General features: G+C 72.3%; 24 protein-coding genes. 13 read left to right on the top strand and 11 right to left on the bottom strand.

Going from position 1 to position 23206, the window contains the following annotated elements; genetic code table 11:
* Position 1 precedes the first annotated feature (1 nt).
* Positions 2–1138: a lipid II:glycine glycyltransferase FemX gene (locus ASC64_RS18570; protein ID WP_056909052.1), complete on the bottom strand. Its 1137-nt coding sequence runs from the start codon at positions 1136–1138 to the stop codon at positions 2–4.
* A gap of 201 nt (positions 1139–1339) precedes the next feature.
* Here ASC64_RS18570 and ASC64_RS18565 point away from each other — a divergent pair, with 201 nt between their 5' ends.
* The 3 genes from ASC64_RS18565 (at position 1340) to ASC64_RS18555 (ending at position 4179) form a co-directional block, all read left to right on the top strand.
* Entirely contained in the window at positions 1340–1891 is a 552-nt protein-coding gene (locus tag ASC64_RS18565; protein WP_056909051.1) for a hypothetical protein, read from the top strand.
* A 352-nt stretch (positions 1892–2243) separates the two neighbouring features.
* Complete coding sequence (locus ASC64_RS18560; RefSeq protein ID WP_056909050.1) at positions 2244–3536, top strand: hypothetical protein; 1293 nt, start codon at positions 2244–2246, stop codon at positions 3534–3536.
* The gene (locus ASC64_RS18555) at positions 3529–4179 is read left to right on the top strand and encodes a class F sortase (protein ID WP_056909049.1); all 651 of its coding nucleotides are present in this window, start codon (positions 3529–3531) and stop codon (positions 4177–4179) included. The genes ASC64_RS18560 and ASC64_RS18555 overlap by 8 nt, the downstream gene beginning before the upstream one ends.
* 6 nt (positions 4180–4185) lie before the next feature.
* Here ASC64_RS18555 and ASC64_RS18550 read toward each other — a convergent pair whose 3' ends face one another.
* Positions 4186–4986 (bottom strand): deoxyribonuclease IV, encoded by an 801-nt coding sequence (locus ASC64_RS18550; RefSeq protein WP_056909048.1) that lies wholly within the window; start codon positions 4984–4986, stop codon positions 4186–4188.
* 64 nt (positions 4987–5050) lie between these two features.
* The gene (locus ASC64_RS18545) at positions 5051–5974 is read right to left on the bottom strand and encodes a serine/threonine-protein kinase (protein WP_235563823.1); all 924 of its coding nucleotides are present in this window, start codon (positions 5972–5974) and stop codon (positions 5051–5053) included.
* A 180-nt stretch (positions 5975–6154) separates the two neighbouring features.
* Here ASC64_RS18545 and ASC64_RS18540 point away from each other — a divergent pair, with 180 nt between their 5' ends.
* The 5 genes from ASC64_RS18540 to rplI all read left to right on the top strand — a co-directional run bounded on the left by ASC64_RS18540 (position 6155) and on the right by rplI (position 8819).
* A complete protein-coding gene (locus tag ASC64_RS18540) occupies positions 6155–6718 on the top strand; it encodes a hypothetical protein (protein ID WP_056909046.1) in 564 nt (187 codons plus the stop codon).
* 280 nt (positions 6719–6998) lie between these two features.
* On the top strand, positions 6999–7289 hold the full coding sequence (gene rpsF, locus ASC64_RS18535; RefSeq protein ID WP_056909045.1) for a 30S ribosomal protein S6: 291 nt from the start codon (positions 6999–7001) through the stop codon (positions 7287–7289).
* Positions 7290–7412: 123 nt separating this feature from the next.
* Positions 7413–8021 carry a single-stranded DNA-binding protein gene (locus ASC64_RS18530; RefSeq protein ID WP_056909044.1) on the top strand — a complete coding sequence of 203 codons (609 nt, stop codon included), beginning with the start codon at positions 7413–7415 and terminating at the stop codon, positions 8019–8021.
* A gap of 100 nt (positions 8022–8121) precedes the next feature.
* A complete protein-coding gene (gene rpsR / locus ASC64_RS18525; RefSeq protein ID WP_056603689.1) occupies positions 8122–8358 on the top strand; it encodes a 30S ribosomal protein S18 in 237 nt (78 codons plus the stop codon).
* 14 nt (positions 8359–8372) lie between these two features.
* A complete protein-coding gene (gene rplI, locus ASC64_RS18520; RefSeq protein ID WP_056909043.1) occupies positions 8373–8819 on the top strand; it encodes a 50S ribosomal protein L9 in 447 nt (148 codons plus the stop codon).
* A gap of 88 nt (positions 8820–8907) precedes the next feature.
* On the opposite strand, the gene ASC64_RS18515 is transcribed toward rplI, so the two are convergent.
* Positions 8908–10071: a hypothetical protein gene (locus tag ASC64_RS18515; protein ID WP_056909042.1), complete on the bottom strand. Its 1164-nt coding sequence runs from the start codon at positions 10069–10071 to the stop codon at positions 8908–8910.
* 49 nt (positions 10072–10120) lie between these two features.
* Entirely contained in the window at positions 10121–11446 is a 1326-nt protein-coding gene (locus ASC64_RS18510; protein WP_056909041.1) for an MATE family efflux transporter, read from the bottom strand.
* A 554-nt stretch (positions 11447–12000) separates the two neighbouring features.
* On the opposite strand from ASC64_RS18510, the gene dnaB reads away from it, so the two are divergent.
* Positions 12001–13398, top strand: a complete 1398-nt coding sequence (dnaB, locus tag ASC64_RS18505; RefSeq protein ID WP_439956835.1) for a replicative DNA helicase — start codon at positions 12001–12003, stop codon at positions 13396–13398.
* 108 nt (positions 13399–13506) lie between these two features.
* Here the strand turns inward: dnaB and ASC64_RS18500 are convergent, their stop codons facing one another.
* The 3 genes from ASC64_RS18500 to ASC64_RS18485 form a co-directional block, all read right to left on the bottom strand.
* Complete coding sequence (locus ASC64_RS18500; RefSeq protein WP_056909039.1) at positions 13507–14385, bottom strand: HDOD domain-containing protein; 879 nt, start codon at positions 14383–14385, stop codon at positions 13507–13509.
* Between the two features lie 113 nt (positions 14386–14498).
* Positions 14499–15725 carry a hypothetical protein gene (locus tag ASC64_RS22575; protein ID WP_200937890.1) on the bottom strand — a complete coding sequence of 409 codons (1227 nt, stop codon included), beginning with the start codon at positions 15723–15725 and terminating at the stop codon, positions 14499–14501.
* Positions 15726–15997: 272 nt separating this feature from the next.
* Positions 15998–16864, bottom strand: coding sequence for a LysR family transcriptional regulator (locus ASC64_RS18485; protein WP_056909223.1), 867 nt, complete (start codon positions 16862–16864; stop codon positions 15998–16000).
* Between the two features lie 82 nt (positions 16865–16946).
* Between ASC64_RS18485 and ASC64_RS18480 the strand changes: the two genes are divergently transcribed.
* Positions 16947–18206: an MFS transporter gene (locus tag ASC64_RS18480; RefSeq protein ID WP_200937889.1), complete on the top strand. Its 1260-nt coding sequence runs from the start codon at positions 16947–16949 to the stop codon at positions 18204–18206.
* Positions 18207–18224: 18 nt separating this feature from the next.
* Here the strand turns inward: ASC64_RS18480 and ASC64_RS18475 are convergent, their stop codons facing one another.
* The 3 genes from ASC64_RS18475 to ASC64_RS18465 all read right to left on the bottom strand — a co-directional run bounded on the left by ASC64_RS18475 (position 18225) and on the right by ASC64_RS18465 (position 20458).
* Positions 18225–19124 carry a N5-glutamine methyltransferase family protein gene (locus ASC64_RS18475; protein WP_056909036.1) on the bottom strand — a complete coding sequence of 300 codons (900 nt, stop codon included), beginning with the start codon at positions 19122–19124 and terminating at the stop codon, positions 18225–18227.
* Positions 19121–19951, bottom strand: a complete 831-nt coding sequence (locus ASC64_RS18470; RefSeq protein WP_056909035.1) for a hypothetical protein — start codon at positions 19949–19951, stop codon at positions 19121–19123. The genes ASC64_RS18475 and ASC64_RS18470 overlap by 4 nt, the downstream gene beginning before the upstream one ends.
* A 120-nt stretch (positions 19952–20071) precedes the next feature.
* A complete protein-coding gene (locus ASC64_RS18465) occupies positions 20072–20458 on the bottom strand; it encodes an MmcQ/YjbR family DNA-binding protein (protein WP_056909034.1) in 387 nt (128 codons plus the stop codon).
* Positions 20459–20584: 126 nt separating this feature from the next.
* On the opposite strand from ASC64_RS18465, the gene ASC64_RS18460 reads away from it, so the two are divergent.
* From ASC64_RS18460 to ASC64_RS18450, 3 genes are all read left to right on the top strand, one after another.
* Complete coding sequence (locus tag ASC64_RS18460; RefSeq protein WP_056909033.1) at positions 20585–21130, top strand: 2Fe-2S iron-sulfur cluster-binding protein; 546 nt, start codon at positions 20585–20587, stop codon at positions 21128–21130.
* The gene (locus ASC64_RS18455; protein WP_056909032.1) at positions 21127–22113 is read left to right on the top strand and encodes an FAD binding domain-containing protein; all 987 of its coding nucleotides are present in this window, start codon (positions 21127–21129) and stop codon (positions 22111–22113) included. The genes ASC64_RS18460 and ASC64_RS18455 overlap by 4 nt, the downstream gene beginning before the upstream one ends.
* A partial coding sequence (locus tag ASC64_RS18450; protein ID WP_156385290.1) for a xanthine dehydrogenase family protein molybdopterin-binding subunit occupies positions 22110–23206 on the top strand: 1097 nt, incomplete at its 3' end. The genes ASC64_RS18455 and ASC64_RS18450, both read left to right, overlap by 4 nt.

Below are 23206 nucleotides of genomic sequence, written 5' to 3'. Positions count from 1 at the left end.
GTCACCCTCTCCGGGCGAGGTAGAGCTGGAACGCCTTGTAGATGGCGCGGTTGATCGGCAGGTCCCACTCGCCGGCGTACTCGACGGCCTGGCCGCCGGTGCCGACCTTGAACTGGATCAGCCCGACGTGCGGGTCGTCGGCGTCGAGCGTCTCGGTGATGCCGCGCAGGTCGTAGACGTGGGCGCCGGCCTCGAGGGCGTGGCGGATCATCGCCCACTGCACGCCGTTGGAGCCGCGGACCTCGCGCTTCTCGGTCGACGAGGCGCCGTAGGAGTACCAGGCGTGGGTGCCCACCCGGATCGCGATGGTCGCAGCGACGAGGTCGCCCTCGTGACGGGCCAGCCAGACCTGGATCCGGTCGGGGTCCTCGGCGCTGAGCGCGTCGTACATCGTCTGGAAGTACGACAGCGGGCGCGGGGTGAAGTGGTCGCGCTCGGCGGTGTGGGCGTAGAGGTCGTGGAAGGCCTTGAGGTCGGTGGCGTCGCCGAGGGTCACCTCGACCCCGGACTTGTCGGCCTTCTTGATGTTGCGCCGCCAGAGCTGGTTCATGCCCTTGAGGACGTCGTCCTCCGAGCGCGGGGCACCGTCGGCGTCGACGAGCGGGATCTGGAAGTTGAACTGCGGCTGCCCGGCCGAGAAGCCGCCCTCGGCGGACTGGTGCTGCCACCCGAGCTCGTGGAGCTGCGCGATCACGCGCGCACCCTCCTGCGAGCGCTCGAGCGGGGGTACGTCGCCGAGCGAGCGCACCGCGTCGTCGGCGATGCCGCCCTTGACCTCCTCGGCCGACCACCGGCGCGTGACGACCGGCGGTCCCATCCGCACCGCGAACGCGCCCTGCTGCTTGAGGTGGGCGACCATGGGGGCGAGCCAGGCACCGAGGTCGTCGCCGGACCAGTCGATGACCGGGCCCTCGGGCAGGTAGGCGAGGTAGCGCTTGACCTTCGGGAGCTGGCGGTAGAGCACGAGGCCGACGCCGACGAGCTCGGAGCCCCGGTGCCAGCCGACGGACTCGCTGCGCCACTCCGACTTCACACGCGCCCACGCCGGGGTCTGGAGGAAGCTGGCGGACGACCGGCCGGCGATGAAGTCGCGGTGCTCCTGCGCAGAGATCGGGCGGAGCGAGAGGGGCGTCGTCACCTCCGAGACATTACAAGGGACCAGACACGACCCCCGTACGTGTCCGGTCCCTTGCGAGTACAGACGCAGCGGGCGCGGATTTGGTTGCGTCCCCTCCGGAACTTTTCCGAACCGGAAGTCCGCGGGGTGGCATCTCACCCTCCATCCGGCCATCGAGGCCCACCAGCGACCCCACCCGCGTCGCCCCAGCCAGGAGATCACATGCGCCCCGACCAGCCCCTCCGCGTCCTTGGCGCTCCGCGTCTCGCCGCGGCAGCTCTCCTGTGCCTCGGCGCCGTCACCGTCGGCGCCGCTCCCGCTGGTGCTGCCCCCGGCGGCAAGGCCGGCGGGGACCCCGGTGGCAACAACGGGACCGTGAAGATCGCCCAGGTCGAGGACAGCGACACCACGCCCGAGAACAACCCGCACGTCGGGTGCTCCTTCGTGGTCGAGTGGTACGGCTACGACGCCGGGGCGGACGTCGTGTCCACGGTGACGTTCACCGAGCAGGACCCCACCACAGGCGTCGGCCTGGCCGTCGACGGCACCTCGGAGGTCTTCGTCGGCGAGGACCGCGCCACCGGCGCAGGGACGTCGACCGGGCTGGACGCCCGGGAGACCTACACCCTCTCCTTCACCGGTGACCCCCACCCGCAGCAGGGCTTCCACGTGCGAGTGACCGTCGCGACGCCGCGCTCGCACGGCAACGACACGAAGACCAAGGTGTTCTGGGTGCAGGACTGCGGGGAGACCCCGCCGCCCTCCCAGACGTAGCAGCACCGCGCAGGGCGCGGCGGGTCCTCCGGGCTCGCCGCGCCCTGCGTGCGTCCCGGGGACGTCGCCGAGCGAACGCACCCCCTCGTCGGCGAGGCCGTCCTCGACGTGCCCGTGGTCGCGTCGCCGTCAGAGGTGTTCTCGACCGCCCCGGGTCCGCGGTGCGCGGGCGCGGTCGAGGCGTTCCACCCCCTGGGGTGGCGGGTGCGTAACCCCGTGCGTCGACGGTGGTTGAGCGTTGCAGCACGATCCGACCTGCAACCGCTCGGGGGGGAGCAACGGACTCGTGACCACACCGTCACTCGATCCGTCGCCCACGAGCATGCTCGTGGGCACCAGGGAGGTAGCAATCATGGGATTCACCTCGGCAACCGGCCACCACGTCCGGTTGCACACCCGACTCGCGGCCGCGGCCATCCTCACCGCAACCACGAGTCTGGGAATCGGTCTCGGCATCACCGCACCGGCTGCGGCCGACCCCGGCAACGGCAACGCACAGGGCAACGGGAACGCGTACGGCCTCACCCAGGGAAACGGCAACACCGCCTCGCAGCCGACTGCTCCGAGCACGACGCCACCCGCACCCCAGGCCCCGCAGGCCCCGCAGACCTCCGGGCCCGGCCACGCGCACCATCCCGCCGCTACGTCGCCCGGTCACGGTCACGGTCACGGGAACGGGAACGGGAACGGGAACGCGAGCCACACGTCCTCCGCGGACTCCGGACCGGGCAACGGTCCCCAGGGCAACGGTCCCCAGGGCAACGGTCCCCAGGGCAACGGTCCCCAGGGCAACGGTCCCCAGGGCGGCACTGACGGAGACCCTGCCGGCAACAACGGCACCGTGAAGATCGCCCCGCTCGGCGAGCTCGACGGCATCCCGAACAACTCACCGCACCCGGGATGCACCTTCCAGGTCGAGTGGTACGGCTTCGACGAGGGGGCCGACATCGTGTCCACGGTGACGTTCGCCGAGCAGGCGCCGACGACCGGCGTCGGCATGGTGGTCGACGGGCCGTCGCAGGTCTTCGTCGGCGGCGACCCCGCGAGCGGTGCCGGTACGCCGACGGGGCTCGACGGCACGCAGGCCTACACGCTGTCCTTCACCGGCGCCCCGCACCCGCAGCAGGGCTACCACGTGAAGCTGACCATCCACACGCCTGGCTCGATCGGCAACGACTCCAAGACCAAGGTCTTCTGGGTCGAGGACTGTGCGCCCGCGACGCAGACCACCACCACGCCCACTCCGACGCCGACCACCACCACGCCCACTCCGACGCCGACCACCACCACGCCCACTCCGACGCCGACCAACACCACGCCCACCTCACCCGAGGTCCTCCCCTCGCAGGCCGAGAGCGGGCACGGCGACCACGAGAACCACGGGCAGGCGACCCCGCAGGACCACGCCACGCACGAGCAGCCGAATGACGCGGAGGTCCTCGGCGAGCAGGCATTCGCGGACACGCACGTCGCCCCCGCGGCGGCCCCGGCCGAGGAGGCCGGCGCACTGCCCACGGCCGTCAACGCCGGTGCGAACGGCGAGGGATCGCCGGCGAGCCCCGGCACCTCCCTGCTCGGGCTGCTCCTCGTGCTCCTGGGTGCGGTGAGCGGCCGCCTGGCCTGGACCCGACGGGCCCGTGGCTGACATCTCGGGCGGTCGTCGCGGTCAGCGCTTCCTCCACATGGGGGCGGCGCTGACCGCGCCGGTCCTCATCCTCTCCGGGGTGCTGGTCGGCATGCGGGGCGAGCCGACCCCTCGCGCGACGTCGCCGCGGACGGTGGCCGTCCCGCAGGCGTCCACCCCCGCCTCGGCGCGCGCGGCCGTCCGTGACGGTGGCGCAGTGACGCACCGAGCGGCACGGCCCCGACTGGTCGTCGTACCTGCCCTGGGCGTGCGTGCGGCCGTGGCGCCCATCGGGCTCGACGGGCACTCGCTCACCCCGCCTGCGGACCCCACCCGGGTCGGCTGGTGGACCGGGGGAGCCAGGCCGGGAGCCCCTTCGGGCACCGCGGTGCTGACCGGACACACGGTGCATACCGGTGGCGGCGCGTTCGACCGGTTGGACGAGCTCGTCCCCGGCGACGACGTGCGCGTGCGGCGCACCGGTGGCACCGTGGCCTACGAGGTGCGGTCGGTGGAGGTGCTGTCGCGTGCTGAGCTGGCCCACCGCAGCGCAGGCATCTTCAGGCAGGTCGGCGCGCCCCGACTGGTCCTGGTCACCTGCGAGGACTGGGACGGCACTGCCTACCGGAGCAACGTGGTCGTCAGCGCCGAGCCCGTCGGCTGAGCGCGGTCAGAGGTGGTCGCGGAGCCAGGCGAAGTCGGCCAGGTGCTCGGCGGCGCCGCCCGGGGTCTCGCAGATCACGGGTGCCCCGGCCTCACGCACGACGCCCGCGAACTCGTCGGCGGGCAGGTGCCCGTGGCCGAAGTTGGTGTGCCGGTCGGCACCGGAGCCGAAGTCGTCGCGCGAGTCGTTGGCGTGCACCAGGTCGATGCGGCCGGTGATCGCGCGCACCTTCTCCACCGCGTCGCCGAGGTCGATGCCGCCGGCCCACGCGTGGCAGGTGTCGAGGCAGAAACCGACCTCGTCGGCGCCCTCTGCCGAGGAGATCGCGTCCCACACGCCCGCGATCCTGTCGAGGTGGCGGGCCATCGCGTTGTCGCCACCGGCGGTGTTCTCGATCAGCAGCGGGATCTTGAGGTCGGTGGCCTCGATCGCCTTGCGCCAGTTGTCGAACCCGACGGACGGGTCGTCGTCCTTGTTGACGTGCCCGCCGTGGACGATCAGGCCCTTGGCGCCGACCTCGGCGGCGGCGTCCATGTGCTGCTGGAGGAGCTTGCGGCTCGGGATCCGGATGCGGTTGTTGGTCGTGGCGACGTTGACGATGTAGGGGGCGTGGACGTAGAGGTCGACGCCCGCCTCCTCGGCCGCCGCGCGCAGGGCCGCGGCGCCACCCTCGAACCGCACCTCGGGCCCCTTGTAGCTCTGCGGGTCGCCGAGGAAGAACTGCACGAGCGTGGTCTCGCGCGCGACGGCCTCCGCGATCGGGTCGGTCTGGTCGACGTGGGCGCCCACGGACAGCTGCGTGCTCACTCGGGGCCCCCGCGGCGTTGCTCGGAGGAGCGGAGCGGGGGAGCGGAACGTCGTGGGGTGAGGCTCATGCTGACCAGCCTAGGAGCAGCCACAGACACCCGGCGACCACGCCGGCCAGGACCGCGACGGCGGCCCAGCCGAGCCAGTCCACCGCGCCGGTCGTACGCCGCCGGCGCGGGGGCGGGCCCAGCCGGTCGGGGACGGGCGGACAGTCCGCCGGCGGCACGGGCAGTCGTCGGAGCAGGCGCAGCGCCGCCTCGGCCGAGGCCGGCCGCTGGGCCGGGTCGGCCACGAGCAGCCGCTCCATGAGCGGTCGCAGCGGGTGCGACGGGATCGCCTGCTGGTGCGGCGGAGGCAGCCCGGTCACCATCTCGAGCGCGACGCGGCCGACGGCGTAGAGGTCCTGGGTCGGCTCGGGCAGGGCGCCGCGCGCCTGCTCCGGTGCCATGTAGCCGTCGGTCCCGATGGCGCCGGGCACCGTGGTGAAGCGCCGGTCGGCGACGGGCGCGGCCACCCCGAAGTCGCCGAGGCGGAGGTGGGGCGGCGCGTCTCCGGTCGCCTCGAGCAGCAGGTTGGCCGGCTTGACGTCGCGGTGCACCAGGCCGGCCGCGTGCACGGCGGCGAGGGCGAGGAGGAGCTGCTCGACGAGCAGCGCGGCCGTGCCGGCGTCGAGGGGTCCGTGCTCGCGGACCAGGTCGGCCACCGACCCGCCGGGCACCAGCTCCATGGCGAGCACCACGAGGTCGTCCTCGGCCGCCCAGCCGTGCGGTGCGACCACGTGGGGGTGCCGGACCCGGATCGCCTGCTCGCGGACGAACCGGGCGAGCAGGGCCGCGCTGTGGCGGCCCAGGACCTTGACCGCGACGTGGCACCGGGTGCGCTCGTCCCACGCCCGCCACACCGATCCCATGCCGCCCGAGCCGATCTGGTCGAGCAGCACGTAACGCCCCGCCACCACGGCAGGTCCGGAGGGTGCGGTCGCGGGCACCACCCGACGCTAGCCGCGTCCGCGAGGCCCTGCCGGCGTCCTCCACAGGCGGGGACGGAGGTCAAGTGCCGCAGTCCCGGCCGCGCTCCGGTCTGGACCGCCGTGTTGCCGCGCCGGGGTGCGTACGGGATCCTCGCCGCTGATCGGCCCGCCACGGGCCACCGAAACGGGGGAGAACCCATGTCCGACCACACGCCCGGCGCCGAGCCCACGCCCGAGCCGACGCCCGCCGCCCCCACGTCATCCGGCCCGTCCTCCCGCCCGTCCTTCGACTCCGCGTCGGCCAACCAAGCCGTCGAGACGCTGAAGTCCGCGGACCGCCTCGACCTCGGCATCATCGGCGCCGGCGTCCTGGTGTTCCTCGGCTCGCTCCTGCCCTACTACACGGTGTCGGTCGACATCCTCGGCACCTCGACCAGCGACTCTGCCAGCGCGTGGCACGGCTTCTTCGGGTGGTTCGGCGCGCTCCTCGCGCTCGCCGGGGCCGCGGTGCTCGTCGCCAAGCTGCTCGGTGTAGCCCTCCCGGTCGCCGTGCGCACGACCGTCCTCGCCCTGTTCGCCGGCGCCGTCCTCTGCACCGTGCTCGCGCTCTTCGTCACCCCCGGCGGCAGCTGCGACGACACCTTCCTCGGCAACACCGTCTGCGACGCGATCGACCAGGGTCACGGCTTCGGCTACTGGCTCGCCCTCCTCGCCTCGATCGCCGGGCTCGCGCTCGCCGCGGTCCGCCGCTCGGCCGACTGAGCTCGACGCTGCGCCCTCGTGACGCAGCGGCAGGGTGGCGGCACATCGCGCCGTCCCGGTCTGTTCTTCGGCGACCCGCCGCCACCCTGGAGGCCCGACGCCGGGACGTACGACGATTCCGGCGGGCGCGTGCGCCGCTGGTAGTCTTCCCCGGTTGCCACCAGGCGACACAGCACCAGACGCGGCGCACGACCCACGTCGTACTTTCGCCGCGAACGCACAGTCCCTCCTGCCACGGAAAGCCCGTGGCCGCTCTAGCCCAGAGGAGGTGGAGACCGCTATGCGTGCCTATGAAGTGATGGTCATCCTCGACCCGAGTCTCGACGAGCGCACCATCGAGCCGTCGCTCGACAAGTACCTCAACGTGATCCGCAAGGACGGCGGCTCGGTCGAGTCCGTCGACGTGTGGGGTCGTCGCCGGATGGCGTACGAGATCAAGAAGAACGCCGAGGGCATCTACGCCGTCATCCAGCTGACGGCGACGCCCGCGACGGTCAAGGAGTTCGACCGCCAGCTCACGCTGAACGAGTCGATCCTGCGCACGAAGGTCATGCGTCCCGACGCCCACTGATCGCCCGCGCGGGCATCTGTGGAAAGACCCTTCCCGCTGTCGGTGAGTGCCTGTTTGATGGGCGGATCACCGGGAGCACCCGGATCAGTTCGGCACCAGCAGGACATCTAGAGGAGACCTGACATGGCAGGCGAGACCACGATCACCGTCATCGGCAACCTCGTCGACGACCCGGAGCTGCGGTTCACCCCCTCGGGTGCCCCCGTGGCCAACTTCCGGATCGCGTCGACGCCGCGCACCTTCGACCGCCAGAGCAACGAGTGGAAGGACGGCGACACGCTGTTCCTCTCGTGCGCTGTGTGGCGCCAGGCCGCGGAGAACGTTGCCGAGTCCCTCCAGCGGGGCATGCGCGTGATCGTCCAGGGTCGCCTGAAGTCCCGCCAGTACGAGACCCGCGAGGGTGAGAAGCGCACCGTCTTCGAGATCGACGTCGAGGAGGTCGGCCCGTCGCTGCGCAGTGCATCGGCCAAGGTCACCAAGACGACGCGACAGGGTGGCGGTGGCGGTTACTCGGGTGGCGGTGGCTACTCGGGTGGCGGCGGCGGTGGCGGCGGGCAGCAGTCGGCTCCGGCCGACGACCCGTGGGCCAGCCCGGCTCCCTCGCAGGGTGGCGGCGGCTGGGGCGGCCAGTCCCAGGGCGGTCAGTCCCAGGGTGGTGGCCAGTCGGCGCCCGCCAACGACCCGTGGGCCACGCCCGGGGTCAACGGCGGCAACGACGAGCCTCCGTTCTGACGGACGTCGTCGATCCACTGATCCGGATCACCTGAAACATCCATCACCATTCCGTCCCTGATTGCCTTCAGGGCCGGGCTCACTGAAAGGGAGCACCACAATGGCCAAGGCAATTCTGCGCAAGCCCAAGAAGAAGGTCTGCCAGTTCTGCAAGGAGAAGGCGACCGGTGTCGACTACAAGGACACCACCCTGCTCCGCAAGTTCATCTCCGACCGCGGCAAGATCCGCGCCCGTCGCGTGACCGGCAACTGCGTCCAGCACCAGCGCGACGTGGCCATCGCCGTCAAGAACGCGCGCGAGCTCGCCCTGCTGCCCTACACGTCCACCGGTCGCTGAGAGGAGCACGGGACATGAAGCTCATCCTGACCCAGGAGGTCGACGGACTCGGCGCCCCCGGTGACGTGGTCGAGGTCAAGGACGGCTACGGCCGCAACTACCTCGTTCCCCGTGGCCTCGGCATCCGCTGGACCCGTGGTGGCGAGAAGACCATCGAGTCGATCAAGACGGCGCGCACCGCTCGCGCCGTGCGCGACGAGGACCACGCCAAGGACGTCAAGGCCAAGCTCGAGGCCAACGCGGTCAACGTGAAGGTCCGTGCCGGCGAGGGCGGTCGCCTGTTCGGCGCCGTCACCACCGCGGAGATCGCCGACGCGGTCACCGAGGTCTCGGGCGAGAAGGTCGACCGTCGCACGATCGTGGTCACCAACCCGATCAAGACGCTCGGCGCGCACGAGGTGTCGGTCAAGCTGCACGACGAGGTGTCCGCCACGGTGGCCCTCAACGTCGTCCCGGCCTGATCACAGCCTGATCGCCGACTGACGCACACGACGGTCCGCTGCCTCCTCGGAGGCGGCGGGCCGTCCTGCATGTCCGGGTGCCCCCGGCTCAGTCGGCTGGCGGGAATCGGTTCGGGCGTGCGACCACCGCGTCGACGACGACCGGCTTGCTGCTGAGCGACTCGATCGTGATCCGGCCCGAGCGCATCCCGGAGTAGCGGTCGATGACCGTGAGCTGCGTGAGTGCCGTCCGGCGTCCCGCGAGGTCGACGACGTGCCAGTCCCGGCGGCCGACCCGCACGCGGACCTTGCCCAGGCCCGGCCCGGTCGGGGCGATCAGCCGCAGCTCACCGACCTTGGCGCGGGGCAGCACGAGACGGGCACCCCGCTTCTCGGTCCGGAGCGCGTCGCCGCGGAAGTAGCCGGCGCCGCGGACCGTGCGCCACCCGCGGCTGCGGGTCAGGTTGTCGGGCACGAAGAACTCGACGGGTTTCGACCAGGCGCTGGCGTTTCCGGCGCGGTCGATGGCGCGCGCGGTGACGACGTGGCGGCCCGGTCGCGGCCTGGCCAGCTCCCACTTCGGTCCGGTGCAGGTCGTCGGTGTGCCGTTGTCCGTGCACTCGAACGTCGAGCTGGGCTCGCTGCTGTTGAGGCGCAGCGGCACGGTGGCCGAGGTCATCACGGGCTGGGTGGGGGTGTCCTCGTCGTAGGCCCCACGGCTGACGAAGACGAACGGCGCCCTGGTGTCCTGGCCCCACGCGACGGAGGCGGGTGTCGGGTCCTCGTCCGGGGTGTCGGTGACGGTGGGCGGCACGAGCACGTTGTCCGGCGTCCGGGAGCGGTCTTCGAGGTCGACGGCGCGGACCTCGAAGACGTAGCTGCCCGCGGACGCGTCGGCCAGGCCGGTCAGGGTCACCGGGCTCGCGCAGGCCTGCCAGTCGTGGGCCTGCGGACCGCCGGTGAGCTTGCACTCGAAGCCGAACGGTCCGGAGTCGCCGTCGGACACCCGGGAGTCGAAGGTGAAGGTCTGCGACGCGGTGGCGACCAGGCCGGCCGCATTGGGCGGCGCCGACGCGGTCAGCAGGGTGTCGGGCGGGGTGTCGTCGTCGCAGCCGTCGCCGGTCGGCAGGCCGAGGATCGGGTCCTTCGGCTGGCTCTCGTCGGTGCAGCCCGGCGTGGCCCCGGCGGGTGCCGCACCCATCGTGAGCAGTGTCGAGGCCGCGAGCGCGAGCGCTGCTGCGCCCGCCGAGCGGCGTACGCGGTGCGTGGTCATGGTGCCCTCCCTCTGGTGCGCGCACCCGTGCGCGCTCCCTCCGTGAGGCTCAACGCACCGGCGTCGCTCCGGTTACGAGCCAGCGGTCCCCGTGGGCCCGCCACGACAGCAGCACGCCGCGCGCGCCCATGAACACGACGGTCATCGCCACCCAGACCCACACCAGCCCGTGAGGGAGGGTCGCCGCGACGAGCGCCGCCGGGGCGTACGCCGCCAGCACCACGAGCCCGGCCCAGGCGAGGTAGGCACCGTCGCCCGCGCCGATCAGCACTCCGTCGAGCACGAAGACGAGCCCGGCGAGGGGCTGCCCGACGGCAGCGACCAGGAGCACCGGGACGAGGCGGTCGCGCACCTCGGGGTCGGTGGTGAACAGCGCGCCGATGAACGGCGAGGACAGCGCCAGGGCCGCGCCCGCGACGATCCCGCTGCCCCACCCCCACCGCACCATCCGCCGCGTCAGCTGGCGGGTGGTCTCGACGTCACCACGGCCCAGCGAGCGACCGGTGAGCGCCTGCGCCGCGATCGCGATCGCGTCGAGGGCGAAGGCGAGGAAGCTCCACAGGGTGATCGCCACCTGGTGGGTGGCGACGTTGACGTCGGTGGCCCCGCTGTCGACGCGGGTGACGGCGTACGTCCCGACGAGCAGGCAGGCGCGCAGGGCCAGGGTGCGGATGACGAGCGCGACTGCGGCGTGGGCCGCGGTGCGGATGCCGGGGAGGTCGGGGAACAGCGGGGCGTCGTGCTCGCGGGCCGCACGGACGACCACCGCCACCAGCCAGGCCGCGGAGAGGACCTGGGCCAGCACCGAGCCGATGGCCGAGCCAGCGATGCCGAGGTCGAGCCCGTAGACCAGCACGAGGTTGAGGACGATGTTGAGCCCGTTGCCGACGACGGCGACCCGCAGCGGGGTCCGGGTGTCCTGGAGCCCGCGCAGCACGCCGGTGGCGGCGAGCATGACGAGCAGGGGCGTGGTGCCGAGGAAGGCGATCGCCAGGTAGGTCTCCGCGTGGCCGGCGACTGCGGTCCCGGTGCCGAAGGCACCGACGAGGGTCGGCGTGAGCACGACGCCGAGCACGGTCGCGAGCGCACCGATGACGATCGCCAGCCAGACCCCGTCGATGCCCTGGGCGAGCGCCGCGCGCAGGTCGCCCGCGCCGAGGTGGCGCGCGACGCTCGCGGTGGTGCCGTAGGCCAGGAAGACGCAGAGCCCGACGACGGTCTGCAGGATCACCGCGGCGACGCCGAGCCCGGCGAGCTCGGGGGTGCCGAGGTGGCCGACGATCGCGGCGTCGGAGAGCAGGAAGAGGGGCTCGGCGACGAGCGCCAGGAACGCCGGCACGGCCAGGCGCAGGATCTCCCGGTCGGTGGCGTTCACGGCCCAACCCTAGGAACTCCAGGTCGCGAGCCCACACTCGCGTTCCACATACTGACGGGCGCCGGGGGTGTACATAGTCCGATCTGACTACCTGTGTAGATCCGTGTGGATGATGGTGAAGTGGCGGACGTCTCCTGCCCGTGTCGACAAAGCAACCGGCATCCTCCAGATGACGGACAGGTGAACGAACCCACGGGCCAAGAGTTTTCTCTCCACAGACTGTGGAATGCGTTTGTGCAGGTCAGAGGCGGTTGACCCAGATGGGGTACGCCGATATCCACACCTGTGTCCACGGCATGTGCACCGCCCGCCGCGTGTCGTCCACCCACCTCCCCACGTTGTCCACAGTTCCTGTGGATAACTTCGTGTCGTCGACTTCCCATGGCGCCGTGCGAGCACGTACGGTCTCGCGCGGAAGTGAAGCGGACGATGCCGTCCGCTCGGGTCCGGGCACCCGCTCGACCGTCCCTCGAGGACGGTGGATGTCGGTGGCCGGGCCTACCGTCGTGGGCAGTGGTCAGCGGTCAGTGGCAGTGAGAGGAGCACCGGTGAGCATCGCCTTCGAGGGGGACACCGACGAGGCCTGGGGCGACGGTCCCGCGGCCTACGAGCCCGGCGCGTCGCCCCGCTCGGCGGGTGACCGCACCCCTCCCCAGGACAACGCCGCCGAGCAGAGCGTGCTCGGCTCGATGCTGCTGTCCAAGGACGCGATCGCCGACGTCGTCGACGTGATCAAGGGCGTCGACTACTACCGCCCCGCCCACGAGGTGATCCACGACGCGATCATCGACCTCTACGGCCGCGGCGAGCCGGCCGACCCGATCACCGTGGCGGCCGAGCTGCAGAAGCGGGGCGAGCTCCAGCGCATCGGTGGCGCCCCCTACCTCCACACCCTCTCGGCCAACGTGCCGATCGCGGCCAACGCCGGCTACTACGCCGAGATCGTGCGCGACAAGGCGATCCTGCGCCGCCTGGTCGAGGCCGGCACCCGCATCGCCTCCCTGGGCTATGCCGGCGAGGGCGACATCGACGACGTCGTCGACAACGCCCAGGCCGAGGTCTACAAGGTCACCGACCGCCGCGCGAGCGTCGACTACGCCCCGCTCGGCGACATCATGAGCGGCGTTCTCGACGAGATCGAGGCCATCGGCAACCGTGAGGCCGGCCTCTACGGCGTGCCCACCGGCTTCGCCGACCTCGACGACCTGACCAACGGCCTCCACTCCGGCCAGATGATCATCGTCGCGGCCCGCCCCGCGATGGGAAAGTCGACGCTGGCCCTCGACTTCTGCCGCGCCGCCTCGATCCACAACAACCTCACGAGCGTCTTCTTCAGCCTCGAGATGACGCGCTCCGAGATCATGATGCGTCTGCTCTCGGCCGAGGCGAAGGTCCCGCTCAACCACATCCGCAACGGCACGATGCGCGACGACGACTGGGAGAAGCTCGCCCGCAAGATGGGCCAGGTCTCGGGCGCGCCGATGTTCATCGACGACAGCCCCAACATGACGATGATGGAGATCCGGGCCAAGGCCCGGCGCCTGAAGCAGCGCCACGACCTCAAGCTCATCGTCATCGACTACATGCAGCTGATGAGCTCGGGCAAGAAGGTCGAGTCCCGCCAGCTCGAGGTCTCGGAGTTCTCCCGCAACATCAAGCTCCTCGCCAAGGAGCTCGAGTGCCCGATCATCGCGCTCTCCCAGCTCAACCGTGGTCCCGAGCAGCGCGGCGACAAGCGCCCGATGATGAGCGACCTGCGTGAGTCCGGCTCCCTCGAGCAGGACGCCGACATGGTGATCCTGCTGCACCGCGACGACGTCTACGAGAAGGAGTCGACCCGCCCCGGCGAGGCCGACCTGATCGTGGCCAAGCACCGCAACGGCCCCACCCGCGACCTCACCGTCGCCTTCCAGGGCCACTACTCGCGCTTCGTGGACATGGCCCAGGGCTGACACCGACGGCGCGCGCGACCGTGCGTGAGCACACCTCTCCACGCCGAGCGCGCCCGGAGGACGTCGCCCCCGTCACGCCCTGGAGGCCGGCGGCTCCGCGTGGCGGAATCAGGCGCCGTAGCGCTCGGCGACCTCGGCGTAGCGCTCACGCGAGATCGCCACGATGTCGTGGTACTCGTCGGGCTGGAGCTTCAGGACCCGCAGGAGGGGTGCGGCCTCGCGGCGTCGTCGCGCCGCCTGGATCTCCAGCTCCTCCGGGTCCGTCTCCTGGGTCGTGATCTCGAACGACATCGCGCACGCGAGCCCCACGGCCGCACTCACGGCGGAGAGGTCGTCGCGTGCCTCGTGGTGGTCCCGGATGCCGTCGACGATCGAGAGCGGGAGTCCCCACGCCTCGGCGACCGTGCCGCCGATGTCGGCGTGGGTGAGCCCGAAGACCACCCGCTCGGTCTCGAGCAGGTCCGTGCCGTCGGTGGCGGCGGCCAGGGCCAGCGAGTCCAGGATCTGCTTCCCGAAGTGCTGGGCCAGCACGACCATGCCGAAGTCGTGCAGCAGCGCGGCGGTCCCCGCCTCGGCCGGGACCGGCACGCGTGCCCGGGAGCGGATCGCCTCGGCCGCGATCGACGCGGCAACGGAGCGCTCCCAGAGCGCGCCGGGCCGGAGGCCGTACGCCGGCAGCGCCTTGAGCATCCTGCTGCCGACGCGCGAGGCCAGGGTCAGGGACAGCAGGGTGCTGGGACCGAGCCGCACGACGGCGTCGCGCACCGACGTGATGGCTCCGCGGTGGCCGAGGGCCGCGGAGTTGGCCCGTCGGAGCAGGTCGGCTGTCAGGGAGACGTCGAGGGACACCGTCTCGCTGATCTCGCGGATGTCGGAGTCCGGGTCCGCGACCAGCGTGGCCAGTCGCGCGACGGTGTGGGGCAGCGGCTCGACGGACTCGGCGGAGGCCAGCAGGTCCGCCGGGTCGACGAACGGAAGGGTAGTCACGTACTCACGATCGGCAGGCCGGCGCGGGATCTGAGGAGAACCGGGCAACTCACGCGGAACCGGTCGACCCCGCCACCTACATCCGGCGGTGGCTGGGGCCGACCGGGTCGTGATCAGGCCGCGGGGACGGGCTCTCCCGAGTCCCACACGTTGCCACGCCACTCGTTCCCGGCTGCCGACGTCTGGAAGGACGTCGCGGGACCGTAGACGCCGCACCGGCGGTTGGGGCCGCGTTCGAAGACGTTGTCGATGAAGCGGATCTGCGTCGCGACCGGGTAGGGCTTGCTCGGGGAGTAGCCGCCGTAGGCGCAGTAGGAGATGGACGAGTCGTTCGCCTTCAGCAGGTTGTCCTCGACGAGCACGTTCCGCACGGGGCCGAAGTCTCCGAAGAGGGAGACGTCGGCCGTGCAGCCGCCGTCGGTCCGGTTGAGGATCGAGTCACAGTGCAAGGTGTTGTGCCGCAGCACCATCCCCTCCCCGCCGTTGGTGAGGAAGGCGTTGGTGTGGGCGCTGCCGCCGTCGGGGTTGTACTGGGCGTGGAGCCAGGAGTCGACGATGGTGCAGTTGTCCATGCAGTGCACGGAGTGCTGGCCGCCCGTCACCTCGACCCGCGTGGCGGTGATGTTCGAGCCCCAGAGCGCGCCGTCCGACCAGCTCCCGGCGACGACCTCGCTGTCGCGGATGTCGAGGCTCTGACCGCTGTCGGTCACCTCGACGCGGGGCACGCGGCTGTTGCGGATGGTGAGTGCGAACGGGTGGTAGGCGACCAGCTCGCTGCACTTCGCGCGGACGTCCTTGCCGTCGATCACCGCGGACGAGCCGTTGGACTCACGGAAGATGCACGGCCCGGTGTACGGCTCCAGGGTGACCCCGGCCGGGACGCCCGTGCTGGACGCGTTCGGGAAGCCCGTCGGGCTCGGCGTAGGTGTCGGGGTGGGCGTCGGGGTGGGCGTCGGTGTCGGTGTGGGGGTCGGGGTCGGTGTGGGGGTCGGGGTCGGCGTGGGGGTGGGGGTCGGAGTCGGTGTCGGGGTGGGCGTCGGTGTCGGCGTGGGGGTGGGCGTCGGTGTCGGCGTTGGCGTCGGCGTCGGCGTTGGGGTGGGTGTCGGGGTGGGCGTGGGGGTGCCCTCGGGTGCGTCGTGGTTGGCCAGCAGTGCCTCGAGCCGGTCGAAGCGGCAGCGGTCGTAGGCGTAGAGCTCGGCGACGGAGATGGATCCCGTCGGCTCCGCGCAGGTGGGGACGGGCGCCGCCGCGGGGGCGGCGGCGTACCCGACGGCGGCGAAGAGGCTGGCAGTGATGCCCAGCGCGAGGCCGACAGGGCCGAAGCGCCTGAGTGGGGACATGGTGGAGCTCCTTGCAGTGGGGGTGAGGTCGCGCAGACGTCCTCGACGAGCGCCACGCGGCACGCGTCGAGACAGGGGTCGTCACCGTCGTCGCGGTGGTGGCGCGGAGGGGGTGGTCCACGCCGGCTGCCGGTGGGGCACGATCCACCTCACGGCGGAGAGATCCTCGTGACCGTACCCACAGCCGAGCCGCGAATGAACCCCCTCGGCCGGAGCCGCCGCCGCTTTACCCACAATGTGCCCGGAGGCACGTGCCGGGCGCGTCCGCCGCCTCAGGCCCAGGTGCGCACGAAGTCCAGGAAGCGCTGGGCGGGCGGGGCGAGGGGTCGGTCGGTGCGCCAGACCAGCGAGATGGTGCGGTGCGCGGCGGGGGTGGTGAGCGTGAGCCCGACGGTGCCGGAGACCCCGGCGAACGCGACGGGGACGACGCCGATGCCCAGGCCGGCGGCGACGAGTCCCTCGATGGTGGCCAGGTCGGCGCTCTCGAAGGACACCCGGGGTGCGACGCCCGCATCGGCGAGCAGCTCGTCGACGAGCGCCCGGTGCCCGAAGCCCGGCGGGATCATCACCATCTCCTCGTCGGCGAGCTCGGTGAGGTCGACCCGCTTGCGCCGGGCCAGCCGGTGGGTGGGCGGCACGACGACGACGAGGCGCTCCTCCTGCACCGGCAGCCGGGCGTAGCCGTCCTCCGGGCGCGCCATGGTCAGCCCGAGCTCGGCGGCCCCGTGGTCGAGGTCGCGCCGGATCTCGTGGGCGGGCTCCTGGCTCAGCACGACCTTGATCCGCGGCGCGTGCTCGTGGAAGCCGCGCAGCAGCCGCGGCAGCACGGTGGTGGCCATCGAGTCCAGGAACGCGAGGCGTACGACGCCGGTGTCGGGGTCGAGCCGGTTGGCCAGCGTCGCCCGCAGCCGCTGGTGGCCGGCGACCAGCTCCCGCGCCGACTCCAGGACCAGCTCGCCGTCGGCGGTGGTCACGATGCCGGTCGGCACCCGCTCGAAGACCCGGACGCCGAGCTCGCCCTCGATGCGTGCCAGCGCGCGTGACACGGTCGGCTGGCTGGTGCCGAGCGCGGCCGCAGCGTCCGTGACGTGGCCGTGCTCCGCCAGCGCCAGCAGCCACTCGAGGTCGCGGATCAGCACGCGCGCCACCATACGCCTGACGTATGGACATCACCCGCAGACGACATTGGACGTATGTCTTCTCGACGCGGACCATCGAGCGGTGACCACCTCTGCTCCGCACCGTCCCCGCCCCGTGCCGGCCGCCCCGGCGGCATCGCTGTACGTGCCGGGGACCGCGGGCTACCGCCGGGTGATGACGGCGATGTTCGCCGCCGGCATGGCCACCTTCGTGCTGCTCTACGACGTCCAGGCGCTGCTGCCGGACCTGGTCCACGTCTTCGCCGTGTCGCCGAGCCACAGCACCCTCGCCCTCTCGCTGACCACGGCCGCGCTGGCGGTCACCCTCCTGGTCGCCGGACCGGTCTCGGAGGCCGTCGGGCGCACCCGCCTGGTCCACGTCTCCCTGTGGACCTCCGCGGTGGTCGCGCTCGGGTGCGCGCTGGCGCCGACCTGGCACGTGCTGGTCGGCTTGCGCATGCTGCAGGGCGTGACCCTCGCCGGCCTGCCGGCGGTGGCGACGGCGTACTTGCGCGAGGAGGTCCACCCGTCCGCGCACGGACGCGCCTTCGGCCTCTACATCGGCGGCACCGCCCTCGGCGGCATGGCCAGCCGGCTCGTCACCGCGCCGATCGCCGACCTCGCCGGGTGGCGCTGGGGCCTGGCTGCTGCGGCAGCCTTCGCCTTCGCCAGCGCACTGGTCGTGGCCCGGATGCTGCCCGCCTCGAGGAACTTCGTGCCCCGCCCGGCGAGCCCCGCTGCCGTCCTCGCGATGGCGCACGGCGCGCTGGCCGACCGCGCCCTGCTGGCCCTCTACCTGCTGGGGGCCTGCGCCGTCGGATCGCTGGTCGCGGTGTTCAACGCCCTCGGCTTCCGGCTCAGCTCGGCGCCGTACGGCCTCTCGGTCGGCACCATCAGCCTCGTCTTCCTGGTGTACGCCCTCGGCTCGGTGAGCTCCGCGGCCTCCGGACGCATCGCGGACCGGATCGGGCGCCGGGCCACGATCCCCGCCGGGTGCGGGCTCGCCCTGGTCGGGGTGTGGCTCACGCTCAGCAGCTCGCTCCCCGTGATCGTGCTGGGGATGGCCGTGCTGACGGTCGGCTTCTTCTGCGTGCACGGCCTCGCGAGCGGCTGGGTCACGGCGCGCGCCCACCTCGCCGGCGCCAGCACCGGGCAGGCGGCGGCGTTCTACCTCTTCGCCTACTACGTGGGTTCGTCGGTCTTCGGCAACCTCGGCAGCACGGCCTGGACCCTCGCCGGCTGGCCCGGTGTCGTTGCGCTCACCACCGTGCTCCTCCTGGCCGCGGCCGCCATGGTGACGGTCCTGCGCCGGACGCCCGCGCTGGTCGTGTCAGCGACGTGAGCGTCGCGCTGAGGCGGCTCACTCGCGACGCGCGGTGACCACCCGGACGTTGCCCTCGTCGTCCTCGACCGCACCGACCTCGGCCCACCCGGGGAAGCGGAGCACCCTCTTCTGCCAGTAGGGACCCTGGCCGAGACCGATCTCGAAGCAGAGCCAGCCACCCGGCCGCAGCCACGCGGGGGCCTCCTGCACCAGCCGCCCGACGATCGACAACCCGAGGCTGCCCCCGTCGAAGGCAAGGCGGGGCTCGTGCTCGGAGATCTCCGCGGGCATCTCGCCGACCTTCGCCGAGGAGATGTAGGGCGGGTTGCAGATCACCACGTCGGCGGTGCCGTGGAGGTCGTCGGGAAGCGCGTCGAACAGGTCGCCCTCGTGCAGGGTGACGCGGTCGGCGGCGTCGATGAAGAGCATGTTGGCGCGCGCCAGACCGACGGCCGCGGTCGACAGGTCGGCCGCGTGGATGGTGAGGTGCGGGGCCGCCACCGCCACGCCTGCAGCGAGGTTGCCGGCGCCCGTGCAGAGGTCGATGACGGTCGACCCGTCGGTCGCGCGGACCAGGTCGAGCGCCGTACGACCGAGGATCTCGGTCTCGATCCGGGGCACCAGCGCCTCCGGCCCGGCCAGCAGCTCGACCCCCATGAAGCTCTGCCGCCCGGTCAGGTGCGCGAGCGGGGAGCCGGTGACGCGACGCTCCACCAGTGCGGCGAGCAGGCGCTCGCCCTCGGCCGAGAGCGGAGCGAGGTCGCGATCCGCGGCCGCCACGACCGAGAGCGGGGTGCCGGCAGCCATCGACCACAGCGCGCGGAGCGTCGAGTCGGGCGTCTCCTCAGGGTGGTCCGGGAGGATCGACACCTCGGCCTCGAGACGGGCCAGGTGGTGCCGGAAGAGTGCCGGCTCGGTCAGCTCGAGGGTGTTCATCCGTCCTCCGTCTGCGTGAGTACGTCGAGGAAGCGGGCCGCGAGCATCGCGGACCCGGCCTGGTTGAGGTGCTCGCGGTCCCCGTCGGCCCAGCCGGTGGCGAGCGAGGCGGTGCGGACCCCGTCGGCCGCGGTGCCCTCGGCCGCCGCGATGTCGAAGAGGTCGTCGTTGCCGTAGGCCTCGCGGACGAGCGTGTTGTAGCGCTCGCGCGCCGCGTTGTCGTCGCCGCGCACGACCACCTTGAGGTGCTGCTTGATCCCCGACGGCGCTGCCGTCAGGGGGACGGTGGTGTGCACGAAGCGCACGTCGGGGAAGTCACGCTCGAGGTCGTCCATCGTCGTGCGATAGGCCGAGAACACGGCGTCGACGTCGGTCCCGGCCGTGATGTCGGTGAAGCAGAGCTTCACCAGCGCGACGTCGACGGTGTCGGCCATCCCGCCGCGCATCACGGTGTCGAAGTTCTCGATCTTGCCGAGCGGGTCGCCGTTGGTGCCGATCTCGGCATGGACGATCGCCCCCTGGCCGGCCGGCAGGTCCGGCGGCGGGGCGTCGAGGGCGACCTGGACCACGTCGGGCTCGGGCACGTCCTTGTCGGCGTAGAGCTCCTTCAGCCCGTCGAGGAGGTTCCACCCGATCGACATGTGCCCGAGGAACACCCGCTGGCCCGCGGCCGCGGTGAGCTCGCCGGGCGCGACGGACTCGGCGGCCGTGTCGGGCGCCGGCTGCGGCTCGCGCGGGCCCCAGAAGCGGACGAGCACCACCGCCCCCACGGCGGCCACGACGGCAGCACCGAGGAGCACGCGCCTCACGACGACGGCGGCCTTCATCCCTGTCCGTCTCCCCCCGAGCCTGCCGCTGAGTCCCCCTCCACCCCGCCACGGTAGGAGCGCTCGACGTCCCGGCCGTCCGATCGCGTCGACCTGCCCCATTCTGGGGATCGAGGCCGCCTACGACGTGCGCTGGCGGTCCGGCCGGGGCGGACCCGGCCCCCGGGGGTGCGCCTCGTCGTAGGCGCGGGAGACCTTGTGCGGCACCACCATCCGCCAGGCGTCGACGACGAGCTCGCGCGCCTCGACCGGGTCGAGCTCGGCCAGGGTCGCGTGCACCCAGTTGAAGCGCATGTCGGAGGCGTCAGGCAGCTGGAAGCGCGGGTCGCTGTCGACCAGGGCCTGCCGCTCCTCCTTGGGGAACGCGAAGCCCATGACCGACCCGTCCGTCGAGAAGGCGGCATAGACGATCGAGCCGACGCGCAGCTTCAGGCGGCCCCTGACCTGCACGACGTAGGACCGCTCGAGCTCGTCACCCAGTGGGAGGACGTCGTCGACGACTGCCACGTTCCCCAGTATGCGAGCCTTCCCGCAGGTGCGCGACCCCCGAGATACTAACTAACCAGACAGTTGATAAGTGCCCACCACCCCTCTACCGTGGTCCCACCGACAGACCCTCGAGAGGAACGGTCGATGACAGCACACGAGGTGAGCGTCCGGCTCACCGTCGACGGCGCCGACCGGCAGCTCGACCTCGACCCGCGGGTGACGGTGCTCGACGCCCTGCGCGACGAGCTCGGCGTGACGTCGGTCAAGAAGGGCTGCGACCACGGCCAGTGCGGCGCGTGCACGGTGATCGCCGGCGGGCGGCGCATCGTCTCCTGCCTCGCGCTCGCGGCGTCGTACGACGGTGCGGTGGTGACCACGGCGGCCGGCCTCGGCACTCCCGACCGGCTCGGTCCGATGCAGCAGGCGTTCGCCGACCGGGATGCGCTGCAGTGCGGCTACTGCACCCCCGGCCAGGTCTGCTCCGCGGTCGCCATGCTCGACGAGGTGCGCGCCGGCATGCCCAGCCACGTCAGCCCGGACGTGGCCGAGACCCGCGTCGAGCTCACCGATGCGGAGGTGCGCGAGCGGATGTCGGGCAACCTGTGCCGCTGCGGGGCCTACGTCAACATCGTCGAGGCCATCCAGGACGTGGCGCGCGCCGGCGCCACGTCTGAAGGAGGCGCGGCGTGAAGCCCTTCGCCTACGAGCGAGCGGCCACGGTCGAGGACGCCATCGCGCTCGCCGCCGACGGCGGGGTGTACCTCGCAGGCGGCACCAACCTGGTCGACCACCTCCGGCTCGGCGTCCGCGAGGCCGACCGCCTCGTCGACATCTCCCGCCTGCCGCTGGCCGAGGTGCGCGAGCGCGAGGACGGCGGCCTGGTGATCGGTGCGGGCGTGCGCAACAGCGACCTCGCCGCCCACCCGCTCGTGCGCACCCGCTACCCGTTCGTCACCCAGGCGCTGGTCGCCGGCGCGTCCGGGCAGCTGCGCAACATGGCCACCACCGGCGGCAACCTGCTCCAGCGGACCCGCTGCGTCTACTTCCAGGACCTCACCACACCGTGCAACAAGCGCGAGCCCGGCACCGGCTGCTCGGCGGTCGAGGGCCTGGGCCGCCACAACGCGCTCATCGGTGCCTCGGACGACTGCGTCGCGGTCCATCCCTCCGACCTCTGCGTGCCCCTCGCCGCACTCGACGCGGAGGTGGTGGTCGCCGGCCGGAGCGGCGAGCGTCGCATCGCGTTCGCCGACCTCCACCGCCTGCCCGGCGACCGGCCCGACCTCGACACCACGCTCGAGCCCGGCGAGCTGGTGCTCGCCGTGGAGCTGCCGCCGCTGCCGATGGCGACCCGGTCGCGCTACCGCAAGGTGCGCGAGCGGGCGTCGTACGCCTTCGCGCTGGTCTCGGTCGCCGCGGCGCTCGACGTCGAGGACGGCGTGGTGCGTGACGTCCGGCTCGCGCTCGGCGGGGTCTCGCACAAACCGCACCGGGCGCTGGTCGCCGAGGCCGCGCTGCGGGGGGAGCCCGCCACCGAGGTGGCCTACCGCAGCGCGATCGAGGCCGAGCTCGAGGCGGCGCGCCCCGGGCGCGACAACGCGTTCAAGGTCCCGCTGGTCCGCAACACGGTGGTCGACACGCTGGCCCGGCTGGCCGAGGGGAGCGCGGCATGACCACGACCCTCCCCCCGGTCCGGACGGACGCATCCGCCGAGACGGCGCGGCCCGCCATCGGCAGCGACCGCATGCGTGTCGACGCGCCCCTCAAGGTCACCGGTTCGGCGCCCTACGCCTACGAGCAGCCGGTCGAGGAGCCCACCTACCTCTTCCCCCTCGTCTCCACGATCGCGCGCGGTCGCATCACCCGCATCGACGACGCGGCGGCGAGCGCCCTCCCAGGCGTACGCCTCGTGCTCACGCACGCCAACGCGCCGCGGATCCTGGTGCGCACCGATGCGGCGCTGACGATCCTGCAGTCGCCCAAGGTCTCCTACCGCGGCGAGCTCGTCGGCGCCGTCGTCGCCGACTCCCCGCAGGTGGCGCGGGAGGCTGCCGGCCTGGTCCACGTCGAGTACGACGAGGAGCCGGCCGAGCTCGGCTTCGCCATCGACCACCCGGAGTCCTTCGTGCCGCGCCGGGTCAACGCCTTCAAGCACGGCTACTACGAGCGCGGCGACGTCGACCGGGGCCTCGAGGAGGGCATCCTCGTCGAGGCCGACTACACGACGCCGATGGAGTTCCACTCCCCGATCGAGCCGCACGCCGTCACTGCGATCTGGCACGACGTCCCGGCCGTCAACCCGCGGGCCACCCGGCTCACCCTGTTCGACACCAACCAGGGCACCGGCCTGCTCGGCGCGCTGCTCGGCCCGGTCCTCGGCCTGCTGCCCGGCCAGCTCGAGGTGGTCTCGCCCTACGTCGGCGGCTCGTTCGGCACCAAGGGCTGGCCACACCCGCACCTGGTGCTGGTCGCGATGGCCGCCCGGCTGCTGCCCGGCCGCCCGGTGAAGTACGCGATGACGCGCCAGCAGATGTTCCGCAGCGTCGGCCACCGGCCGGCGAGCGCGCAGCGGGTCCGGCTCTCGGCCGACGCCGAGGGCCGGCTGATCGCCGTCGACCACCAGAGCTGGGCACCCACCGCTCGCCTCAAGACCTACGTCGACCGGCGGAATCTAGGTAGTCACGCAACACCGTGGTTGTCAGCGGTCTTGGTCAGTATCTTCTCGAGCATCTCGGCAGGGGTGCGAAAGCCGTGGCGCTTGCGAGG

The sequence above is a fragment of the Nocardioides sp. Root122 genome, assembly GCF_001425025.1.
Lineage (GTDB): Bacteria > Actinomycetota > Actinomycetes > Propionibacteriales > Nocardioidaceae > Nocardioides.
This window is presented reverse-complemented; position numbering and strand designations above follow the sequence as displayed.

Bases quoted from the DNA above. Each gene is read 5' to 3' on its own strand.
- ASC64_RS18565 (WP_056909051.1), top strand. From the start codon at position 1,340: ATGCGCCCCGACCAGCCCCTCCGCGTCCTTGGCGCTCCGCGTCTCGCC.
- ASC64_RS18560 (WP_056909050.1), top strand. From the start codon at position 2,244: ATGGGATTCACCTCGGCAACCGGCCACCACGTCCGGTTGCACACCCGA.
- ASC64_RS18540 (WP_056909046.1), top strand. From the start codon at position 6,155: ATGTCCGACCACACGCCCGGCGCCGAGCCCACGCCCGAGCCGACGCCC.
- rpsF (WP_056909045.1), top strand. From the start codon at position 6,999: ATGCGTGCCTATGAAGTGATGGTCATCCTCGACCCGAGTCTCGACGAG.
- ASC64_RS18530 (WP_056909044.1), top strand. From the start codon at position 7,413: ATGGCAGGCGAGACCACGATCACCGTCATCGGCAACCTCGTCGACGAC.
- rpsR (WP_056603689.1), top strand. From the start codon at position 8,122: ATGGCCAAGGCAATTCTGCGCAAGCCCAAGAAGAAGGTCTGCCAGTTC.
- rplI (WP_056909043.1), top strand. From the start codon at position 8,373: ATGAAGCTCATCCTGACCCAGGAGGTCGACGGACTCGGCGCCCCCGGT.
- ASC64_RS18515 (WP_056909042.1), bottom strand. From the start codon at position 10,071: ATGACCACGCACCGCGTACGCCGCTCGGCGGGCGCAGCAGCGCTCGCG.
- ASC64_RS22575 (WP_200937890.1), bottom strand. From the start codon at position 15,725: ATGTCCCCACTCAGGCGCTTCGGCCCTGTCGGCCTCGCGCTGGGCATC.
- ASC64_RS18475 (WP_056909036.1), bottom strand. From the start codon at position 19,124: ATGAACACCCTCGAGCTGACCGAGCCGGCACTCTTCCGGCACCACCTG.
- ASC64_RS18470 (WP_056909035.1), bottom strand. From the start codon at position 19,951: ATGAAGGCCGCCGTCGTCGTGAGGCGCGTGCTCCTCGGTGCTGCCGTC.
- ASC64_RS18460 (WP_056909033.1), top strand. From the start codon at position 20,585: ATGACAGCACACGAGGTGAGCGTCCGGCTCACCGTCGACGGCGCCGAC.